7 protein-coding genes are annotated in these 10,602 nt (G+C 38.1%); 5 read left to right on the forward strand and 2 right to left on the reverse strand.

Annotated features, from left to right (window positions below; genetic code table 11):
• Window positions 1-76: 76 nt before the first annotated feature.
• The 5 genes from CA730_RS02015 (at window position 77) to CA730_RS02035 (ending at window position 6,378) form a co-directional block, all read left to right on the forward strand.
• A complete protein-coding gene (locus tag CA730_RS02015) occupies window positions 77-973 on the forward strand; it encodes an ADP-ribosylglycohydrolase family protein (RefSeq protein ID WP_096663320.1) in 897 nt (298 codons plus the stop codon).
• A gap of 188 nt (window positions 974-1,161) precedes the next feature.
• Complete coding sequence (locus CA730_RS02020; RefSeq protein WP_096663323.1) at window positions 1,162-3,780, forward strand: HD family phosphohydrolase; 2,619 nt, start codon at window positions 1,162-1,164, stop codon at window positions 3,778-3,780.
• Between the two features lie 245 nt (window positions 3,781-4,025).
• Complete coding sequence (locus CA730_RS02025; protein ID WP_096663326.1) at window positions 4,026-4,631, forward strand: vWA domain-containing protein; 606 nt, start codon at window positions 4,026-4,028, stop codon at window positions 4,629-4,631.
• Window positions 4,632-4,666: 35 nt separating this feature from the next.
• Window positions 4,667-5,272, forward strand: a complete 606-nt coding sequence (locus CA730_RS02030) for a vWA domain-containing protein (protein ID WP_096663329.1) — start codon at window positions 4,667-4,669, stop codon at window positions 5,270-5,272.
• Window positions 5,273-5,844: 572 nt separating this feature from the next.
• Entirely contained in the window at window positions 5,845-6,378 is a 534-nt protein-coding gene (locus tag CA730_RS02035) for a salt stress protein, Slr1339 family (RefSeq protein WP_330221279.1), read from the forward strand.
• Between the two features lie 171 nt (window positions 6,379-6,549).
• Here the strand turns inward: CA730_RS02035 and CA730_RS02040 are convergent, their stop codons facing one another.
• Window positions 6,550-7,848: a glycoside hydrolase family 10 protein gene (locus CA730_RS02040; protein WP_096663332.1), complete on the reverse strand. Its 1,299-nt coding sequence runs from the start codon at window positions 7,846-7,848 to the stop codon at window positions 6,550-6,552.
• 270 nt (window positions 7,849-8,118) lie between these two features.
• The gene (locus CA730_RS02045; protein ID WP_096663335.1) at window positions 8,119-10,527 is read right to left on the reverse strand and encodes a hybrid sensor histidine kinase/response regulator; all 2,409 of its coding nucleotides are present in this window, start codon (window positions 10,525-10,527) and stop codon (window positions 8,119-8,121) included.
• Between the last annotated feature and the right edge of the window lie 75 nt (window positions 10,528-10,602).

The raw sequence follows: 10,602 nt of genomic DNA on the forward strand, positions 1-10,602 counted from the left end.
TCAATTACCAATTACCAATTACCAATTACCAATTACCAATTACCAATTACCAATTACCAATTACCAGTTAAAAATTATGCGTTATTCTCTGGTTAATCGGGTTAGGGGGACTTTTCTAGGAGCATTTTTAGGAGAGAGTTTATCTAACCCGGATTGTTTCAATCTGGGTAGGATTGCGGTTTTGGGGACGGAAAGTTTAATCAGTTTGGGTAAGTTGGATGTAGAAGACTGGTTAAAGCGTCAAGAAGCGGCAGATATTAAATTAGAAAAAAATATTAATTCTTGGGGACAAATGATTCTCGCTACATTGCCGATGGTGATGTTTTTTCATGAAAATCCTGTGAAAATGCGAGAAAATATTTTAGAGGTGCAAAAAATATGGAAGTGGCAAGATGAGCCGATTGTGAGAGATGCTAGTTTAATCATAGGATATGCGATCGCTCAATCCCTGAATGAAAAACTTAATCCCCGCACATTAATTTCCGAAACAGTGAGTTTTTTAGATAAAACATCAACTTCCTTACCACAACAACTAATAAAAGTCAATGATTTATTAAAAAAGGGTGCAGGACTAGAAACAGCTAGTAGGGAATTAAGTAGTCCAGAACAATTAACTAGTAATATTGGTTTAGCTGTTTACTGCTTTCTGAGTACCCTAGAAGACTTTTCTCTAACTATATTAAGAGCTAATCAAAATCACGATTTTGCCAGTCCAGATGTTACAGGTGCAATTGCTGGAGGATTATCAGGTGGATATAACAGTACGGTTGGTATACCTGTAAATTGGCAAATTTCCTCCTCCGTCACCAATTCCCCTACATGGGGGCTGGAGAATTTTGCCCAGATGTTAAAATTAGCCGATACAATGATGGCGGTGTGGTCTGGAGTTTATGATTTTAGTGATGATTTTGGCGAAAGTGTAGAGACACGGTATACTGTTTTTGCGGCTCCGCTTATTATCCGTAGACGTTAAAAAAAAATTTGATTTTTGCAAAAGCACGCAGTTAATTATGCAGTAATCTTGGAGATTGTTGTATTTAATCCTGAAAGGGGTTAAGTGCGAACCACTATTCCTTCCTATGTTGTTATACAGCTTGGGTGGAATTTGCGGTAGCGTGCTGGAGGCATCAGCCATATTTGCGATATTTCGCGGCAGGAAAGATGAAAACTCAGCAATTTTTGCAGTCATTGAGTCAGCAATTAAAGCAATGGCAACGACAGTATAAACTTCTATTCCGTCAAGGAGAGTGCCAACGGAAACTGCATAGGAATTTTTTCAAAAATCTATTTCTATATTTATCAGCAAATAGTCACCAAGGAAAACAAGGTAAACGGGGACAAACACAAACATCAACTGCTAAATTGGTGAGAAAAACTGGTGGTGTTGATAAAGTTATTTTCAGATGGGTACATCAAAAACGCTCCTCAATAATTTTGGTGTTGGCAATATTATCATTGACAAGTGTGGTGGGTCATGATTTATATAATCAGCCAAGAATGAAAGTTGATAATATTGCCTTGCAAACATTTATTGCTCCCTACACGGATAATATTGAAAATCGAGAAGAGACGGAACAGAAACGTAAAGATGCTATGGATAGGTCTGTGCCAGTTTTGATGATTGATAACCAGATCAATGATAAAATTAATGAGCATTTAGAAGAAATTTTAGATACAGGTAATCAACTACGAGGGATAGTTGGTATTTTTCCGTTTTCTGCTACTTCTGTTTTATCAATTTCTACTCAACGTTATTTAAGGAATTTTCCTGAATCAGAATGGCACAAGCTGAAAGTAACTTTAGAAAATAATAGAAAGCAAAATTTAAGCAAAGAAAATTCCAAATTTTTGTTAATACCACAAAATTCAATAAATAGCAAAAAGTCGTCTAATTCATCAAGTGTTTCGGTAGTATCGTTGCCTAGTTATGGAAATCATAGTGATGAAGCGTCGTTTATTCAAGCGTTGTCAGAACTAGAGGCTTATCAATTTACTGCTTTAGAACCTGATTTTTCAGAACTAATTATTCAAATATCACAAATTAGGCAAGGATATAATCAAGCCATTGATAAATTATCACAGCTAGAAAACAAACAGATTCAAAAAATTTATACAAAATCTGTGATTTTAGATTTAACTGATAATGATTGGTTAAAAATGCAAACTGGAATTCGTCAAATTGCCGGGCGAATTCTTGCTCAAGGTATATCAGCTGGATTACCCAAACCTATTTTGAATAATGCAGTTAGTTTACAAGTAGAATTATCTGTACCTATTGAAGCTGAATCATTAACAAAAAATATATTGTTGGCGGTATTACAACCAAATATTAAACAAGATGAAGCCCAAACTAAACAACAAGGTCAACTGGTAGCTAATAAAATACCGTCTGTGATGATGCAGATCAGAAAAGGAGAGGTAATTGTTAGTAAAGGAGAAAAAATTACAATTGGTAAATTTCAGATATTAGAACATTATCGCATGATTGGCCGCCAGGTGAATTGGCTGGGTTTAACAGTTGTAGCCATGGTTGTGACTGGAGGAATTCAGGTTTTTGTGTGGTTGGAAAGAAAAAGTCATAATTATTTACGACAACGCGATCGCCTATTAGTTCTCCTGCTGACTCTGAGTGTTCCTGGAGTATTGGCAATCAGTTTGCCCTATACTACTTGGAGTGCCATTGGTTTATTATTAGGCAGTTTTTATGGTCCAACTGTAGGGATGACGGTGGTGGGATTATTGTCGCTGATACTACCAATTACCACAGATACAAATATTCTAGTATTGTTGGCTGGGGCTGGGGGGGGGATGTTAAGTAGTTATATAGCCCATAGATTGCGATCGCGTGAAGAATTAGCATTATTAGGTGTTGTCACTGCTCTCACCCAAGGTGGTGTATTCTTATTATTAAAAATCCTCACCGGTGGGGTTTTTGGTTCGGGTTGGTATATCTTCCAAGCAGCTGGTTTATTTGCTGTATCTGGCTTGTCTTGGAGTGTGGTGGCTTTGGGTTTAAGTCCTTATCTGGAGACACTATTTGATGTGATTACTCCTATCCGTTTGGCGGAATTAGCTAACCCCAACCGCCCATTATTAAAGCGTCTGGCGACAGAAGCCCCCGGAACTTTTCAACATACTTTATTAGTGGCTACTTTGGCTGAAGCAGCGGCTAAAGAATTGGGTTGTAATGTAGAATTAGTGAGGGCGGGAACTTTGTATCATGATATTGGTAAAATGCACGATCCTTTGGGATTTATTGAAAACCAAATCGGCAGTCCTAATAAACATGAAACAGAAATTAAAGATCCTTGGAAAAGTGCCGAGTTAATTAAAAAGCACGTGACAGAAGGGTTAGTCATGGCGAAAAAACACAGTTTACCAACGGCAATTCAGGCTTTTATTCCCGAACATCAAGGCACAATGGCGATCGCCTATTTCTATCACCAAGCCCAACAAATAGCCCAAGAAAACCCATCTATCATCGTAGATAAAGCCGATTTTTGTTATGATGGACCCATCCCTCAATCACGGGAAACAGGCATTGTCATGTTGGCAGATTCTTGTGAAGCCGCATTACGCAGTCTCAAAGATGCAACTCCAGAAAAAGCATTAAATATGCTAAATAATATTCTCAAAGCCAAATGGCAAGATGAACAATTAATAGATTCGGGCTTGACGAGAGAAGAAATGCCAAAAATTTCCCAAATATTTGTGGATGTTTGGCAACAATTTCATCACAAACGGATTGCTTACCCGAAAGCAAAAGCTGGTAATTCATAATTAAGATGAAGCTGCACGGAATCAGACTTTAATAATAATTTACCGCAGATAAACGCAGATAAACGCAGATAAGAACTGATGAATTATGTGCTGTATTCATGCTTAATGGTTAAAATAGAGATACAGCAGTTTCCAATTATATGACATACATCATAGCCCCCTCATCGCTTGCGGGGAGGGGGTGGGGGGTGGGGTTCACCTCATAACATGGGGAAGTGCTGTAGAAAAATCACAATAGGAAGATTATGATGAGCGATCGCGACTATACCTTAATTATTGACAAAAGTGGTAGTATGTCCACACCCGACCAAGCGGGCGGAAGAACTAGATGGCAGATAGCCCAAGAATCTACCATTGCTTTAGCCAGAAAGTGCGAAGAATTTGATCCAGACGGCATTACAGTTTACGTTTTTTCCGGCAGATTCAAACGTTATGACAACGTAACTTCTGCCAAAGTAGCCCAGATATTTCAGGAAAATGATCCAGCAGGGACAACCAACTTAGGAAGTGTACTTCAAGATGCCTTGAATAACTACTTTCAACGCAAAGCCGCTGGTACTACCAAACCTAATGGAGAAACCATTTTAGTCATTACTGATGGTGAACCAGATGATCGCAAAGCTGTATTTGAAATTATCATTAGTGCGACTCGACAAATGGAAAAAGATGAAGAATTAGGAATTTCCATGATTCAAGTTGGTTCAGATCCTCAAGCTACTAAATTTCTTAAAGCCTTAGATGATCAATTACAAAGTGTTGGTGCTAAATTCGATATTTGTGATACCGTAACTTTAGATGATTTAGAAGACATGAGTTTGGCTGACGTCTTAATGAATGCCATCACTGATTAATTAACAAAAATTCCTCAAATCTGGAGAGTTTAGTCATGCTAGAAAACCGTGATTACACATTAATTATTGATAAAAGCGGTAGCATGGCTACCCCAGATCAAAAAGGTGGGAGAACTAGATGGGTAACAGCACAAGAATCAACTTTGGCCTTAGCCAGTAAATGTGAACAATTTGATCCAGATGGCATTACTATTTATTTGTTTTCTGGAAGATTTAAACGTTATGAAAATGTCACATCTGCCAAAGTAACACAAATTTTCACAGAAAATGATCCTTCAGGAACAACAGATTTAGCTGGTGTTTTGAAACACGCTACCGATGATTATCTACAACGCAAAGCCTCCGGGACAACTAAACCCAACGGCGAAACAATTTTAGTAGTTACTGACGGTGAACCAGATGATCGCAAAGCTGTCATGAAGGTAATTATTGAAGCTTCTCGTCGTTTGGATAGAGATGAAGAATTAGCTATTTCCTTTATCCAAGTTGGTAATGATCCTCAAGCTACCCGCTTTTTGAAAATTTTGGATGATGAACTACAAAGTGCAGGTGCTAAGTTTGATATTTGCGACACAATCACAATGGATGATATGGAAGATATGAGTTTATCAGAAGTTTTGCTTAATGCTATTAATGACTAGCAGCGTTACGCGGAAGTCAAAAGGCAAAAGCTTGCCCTTGTGAAAACGGGGGTCAAAAATAATATTAATATACAGTAGGCTTTTTGGCAATTTAGAATGCTTGATTTATTTACGCCGTGCTGTACTATAGCGGTATGCACTTGAATGATTAAGTTGCAAAACCTGTAGGGGTGGGGTTTCCCTCACAAGGGTAGGTATTTAATATTGTCTGTGAAGGCAAGACTGGGAAGACTTGGAGGGAACGTAGACAAGGAAGATTTTATCCGCACAATAGTCTTTTAACGGTGTGTTATTGTTGCCAAAAAACATCATCCTGTAGGGTTTTCCTCCCTTGTCACCTTGTCCACCTTGTCGCCCAAGTCTTGCCCTCACCAGAATGTAAAAAACCTACACCTGTCAGGTGGGGTTTCCCCGCCCTTGATTGTATTGTATCTGAACGATAACCACTATATTACCGTTGTGAATTAAAAATTAAAACAGTAGATCCTCCCTCACTTTTCACATCAATTCATAATTTGTTGATAAAATAAAAAATAAGTTGGGGATCTTAGTATCTTTTAGGAATTACAAATATGGATTCCATTGACAAGCTATTAGCTGAACTCAAAACTGAATATACAGAACCGAAAACTACACCACCACAAAATAATTTAACCCCAGTTAAGTTGATTTCATCAACTACAAAATCCGATGTATTGATAGATAATTTGTTATCAGAAGTCCAAGCTGATTTGGCGGAAAATAAAACTGAATATGTCCAATCTAACCCGACAAAACCACAGAATAGGTTATCTCCTATTCAATTTGTTCATGCACCTGATTCTAAGTCAGATGTATTTATCAACGACTTATTAGCAGATGTACAAGCTGATATTTTGGCAAAAGATGCGGCTGAAGCACTGCAAAAACAAGAAGAATTAACACAGGAGAAAATTCGTCAAGAAAAACTTCAAGTTAAACAGAAAGAAGCTTTACAAAAATCTGCTAAACAATGGTTAGCGAAATTAGATCCATTATCATCAGAAGGAATGTGGTTTGAAAAATTTGCTGAAGGTTATCCTAACAAATTAGCAGCCGCAATTGATTATTTACAAAGTAATTCCTAAATCTCTATTGAACCCTAATTTTTAATCAAAAATTAAATCTTTTTCCCCAAACATGGGGGTAGGCACAGAGGCACTACCCCCACATCAACTCTAAATCTTTTGTCCCCAACATGGGGGTAGGCACGGGGGCGCTACCCCTACGTAAATGATTAATTCTGATTTCTGCACATACTAAAATGGTATTTGATCAGTAACAGTGAGGTTTGTATCCTCTGGCGTTGATTCTACTTTGATTTCTCCTGGCGTTGATTCTACTTTTCTGTCCCATTCTCTTGACTGTACAGCCGTTCGGAATGCAGGATATGGAAATAAACTTTTAAATCCAGCCAAACGTTCTGTTAAGCCCCCTTGTGCTGTATTCCAAAGACTTTCATAATAGAAAAAAGCTACACCCAGTCCCCGTTGTTGGGCGGCGCGGACTTGAGATTGAATCTGTTGCATTGATACGGGTTTAGTTCTTAAACCTGCCATGACACCGATGCCGGCAGGAATTTTTTGTTTGACTTCTTCCATTTCTGGACGGGAAAGCTTGTCAATAAAATGACCTAAATTTTCTTTGTAAACTTGGACAATTAACTCATCTACTATGTCTAATCGTACCCAGTTCAACCAATCTTGGAGTTGAAATTTATAGGCATGATTATAGTAATTAGGTGAGACAGAGAAAATCATTTTCGGTTTGATTTGTTTGACTGTTTGATTCAGTCTCACCATGAATTCTGTAATTTTATTTGCCCGCCAATTTACCCATTCTGGGTTTTGAGGATCATTTGGTGGCGTTTTTTGGGTTTCTTGTTGATATAAGGCAACTGTATATTTATCGTAGCCAAATTCCGAAGGTAAACTTGTATGATCATCAAACTGAATACCATCAAGATTATATTTCTGAGTAAGTTCTACGAGAAGATCGCTAATAAACTGTTGGACTTGGGGATGAAATGGATTTAACCAGGAAACCTCTCCACCTGCACTAATAGATGTTTGCGTACCATCTTTTTTTCGTGTTAACCATTCTGGTTTATTCATGGCTAATTCGGAACTGGGAGGAGTCATAAACCCAAATTCAAACCAAGGAATTACTAGTAAATTTTGCCGATGGGCTTTATCAATTAAATCAGCAAGAATATCATGTCCATCTAAGCCTTGAAATACGAATGGTTGGATTTCTAGACGTTTGGCGACTTGACTAGGATACATGACATAACCAGAGTTCCAAACTACGGGATAGATAGTGTTAAAATTGAGTTGTTGCAGTTTTGTGACTGCTTCCTGAACTTTAGTCCTATCTCTAAGAATATCGAGGTCATTATTTGTCATCCATACACCACGAATTTCTTGTCGTGATGTTTGGGCTGTTACAGGTGTAAAAGTGTTTCCCCATAAAACTATGAGTAAGGAAATTAAAAACAAGGGCAGAAATGACTTTTTAAGTATTTTCTGAAAACCAAATGAATAGAAATTGAATTTCATTTTAATTTGAAATTATGGCAATGATATAGTATGAGTCAGGAATCACCGAGTCAGGAGTCAGGAGTGAAACTGACTTGCTGTATGGCTTTGAATTTAGATCCTGTACCTCATTAATCTGTAATCTGCTATATTTGACGGATTTAATCAAAAGTAGTGCCTGTTCTGAAAATTTTTTTATGGAATGCAAAAAATACGTTTTGAGATTTTATTGATTGACAAGTAATTATATCTCAAAATGGTTCAGTTAAATATAAAATTCCAGGTTTATGGCTATGAATCAGGATGCAAAAAATTGCGTTTAACCAGACTGGCGACGACTGTAGCTAATTCCATTGGTTCAATGGGTTTGGGCAGATGTAACTGAAAACCTGCTTGTATAGCTTGCATTCTTTCCACTGCTCCAGTATAAGCTGTTAATGCGGCTGCGGGAATATCTCTGCCTTTTTCAGGGGATAGCGATCGCACTTTACGAATTAATGAATAACCGTTTTCCTCTGGCATCCCAATATCACTAATTAAAACATCCGGTGTCCACAGGTTAAGTATTTCCAAAGCTTCTTGGGCTGATGATACTGTGGTAACTTCCGCTTGGCATTCTTCTAAAACCGTAGCCACAAATTCCCGACTATCAACTTCGTCATCTACAACTAATACTTTTACGCCGTCCAGTATGGGCAAAGATGTGGGAGAAGCTAAAAAAATCGAGTCGGATTTTGCTGCTTTTTGCTGATACTTTTGCGCCTCTGTACTATGACTTTCTTCTATCAGTGGTAGTTTGACAGTAAATGTTGATCCTTGGTTTTCACCTAAACTTGCGACATCAACAGTACCACCATGCAGTTCTGTTAAATGGCGCACAAGTGATAATCCTAATCCGAGTCCACCATAGGATCTAGTGCTGGAACTATCAGCTTGACGAAAACGATCAAAGACATAGGGGATAAACTCAGCAGTAATGCCAATTCCATTGTCAATTACTTGAATTTGAGCATATTTTCTGGGTTGATCATGATCATTTGAGAAATCCGGGCTAATAGCAACTTTATTCAGCCTAATTTGAATGTTACCGCCTTGGGGTGTGAATTTGATGGCATTGGTTAATAAATTCCAGATTACCTGTTGCAAGCGATCGCTATCACCGGAAATAATCACAGCAGTAGTTGAATCCGACAATTCTCCATCATTGGTATTAAAATCCAAATGGATTCCCTTCCCTTCTGCTGCCAGGGACACAGTTTCCATAGCTGACTTAATAATAGAAACTAAATCGCAAATCCGAGGATTAAACTTCAACTTACCTCTAATAATGCGGGATATATCTAACAAATCATCAATTAACTGGTTTTGGATCTTGGCATTGCGTTCAATGGTTTCTAGTCCTTGGGCTATCTGATCTTCTTTAAATTGGCGAGTTCTGAGCAAGTGAGACCAACCGACTATAGCATTGAGAGGTGATCGCAATTCATGGGACAAAACCGCCAGAAACTCATCTTTCATCTGGTTAGCTTTCCGTAACTGCTCAGTTTGTGTTTGTAAAGAAGTGATCAAATTAGTGCGATCTTTTTCAGCTTGTTTCCGCTCCGTAATATCCAAAAATGCCCCGATAGCTCCTCTCGGTTTCCCATCTTCATCAAATAACGGGGCGACATATTCCAGTAAATTCACAACCGTGCCATCATCATGGACAACATCAACTTCAAAATCCAAAATTTCCACACCATGAGCCGCAGAATATTGTATGGGTAATTCTTGTGCAGTCAGTTCTCTACCCTGATGGAAAAGTTTAAATTTTGTCGGTCTTTCTGCCACAGGAGCAGTCATGGAAGCATTTCTATCAGGTTGCATCCTCAGTGACTTGGCAAAAGCCGGATTCATAGAAATAGTTTGGCATTCTGGATCTTTTGCTATGCCAATACCAATCGGAATCATATCCAACAAAGTTTGTAACTCGGTGACTCGTCGCCGTAATTTTTGGTTAAGTTTGAGAATTTTTTTCTTACTTTTCTGGAGTTTCCGGAGTGTGGTTTCCCGTTCACTTAAATCCAGGATAAAGGCTGTTAACTTCTCCCGTTTTTCTCCCCTTAGCACAAAACCAACCAACACAGGAATACGACTACCATCTTTGCGAATATATTCCTTTTGATATGGTACACAACCACCATCTACACTAGACTGAGATTGAGCGATCGCTTGTTCATCTAAATATAAAAATTCCGGTGGTGTCAAATGTCGCCAATCTAAATTACTAGCAAGTAAATCTTCCCGTGTATAACCAATAATTCTCAAAAATTCGTCGTTTACATCATGAATGCCACCAGAAATATCGCCAGAAATAATCCCAATAATATTAGCATTGGCAAAAGTTTGCAGATTCTCATTCTTAATTTTCAACGCATCTTCATCACGGCAATTTTCATGACTGAGGTGATTAATTATTATCGCACTTTGCCAAATTAAAATAATCAAAAGTATAATTACAACAAACCCAAGTAGGGAAATAGCAAAAGCATAATTATATAACTTCGCTAATTCACCATTAACTATTAACCAACCCACCACAGAAGTGACAATTATTGCCAGCAATAACAACCACCGAGCTATCACGCCACCATCATTAGTTATTACCCGCATTAACCACCGTCGAGAACTCGCCCACAGAATCCCCATCGCCACTACCATAAATTTTCAATAAGTTGACCGTAATATTATTTTATGTTTCTAACATTACTAGGACTTACGCAAGTGTCACACTAA

The organism is Dolichospermum compactum NIES-806 (genome assembly GCF_002368115.1).
GTDB classification, from domain to species: Bacteria; Cyanobacteriota; Cyanobacteriia; order Cyanobacteriales; family Nostocaceae; genus Dolichospermum; species Dolichospermum compactum.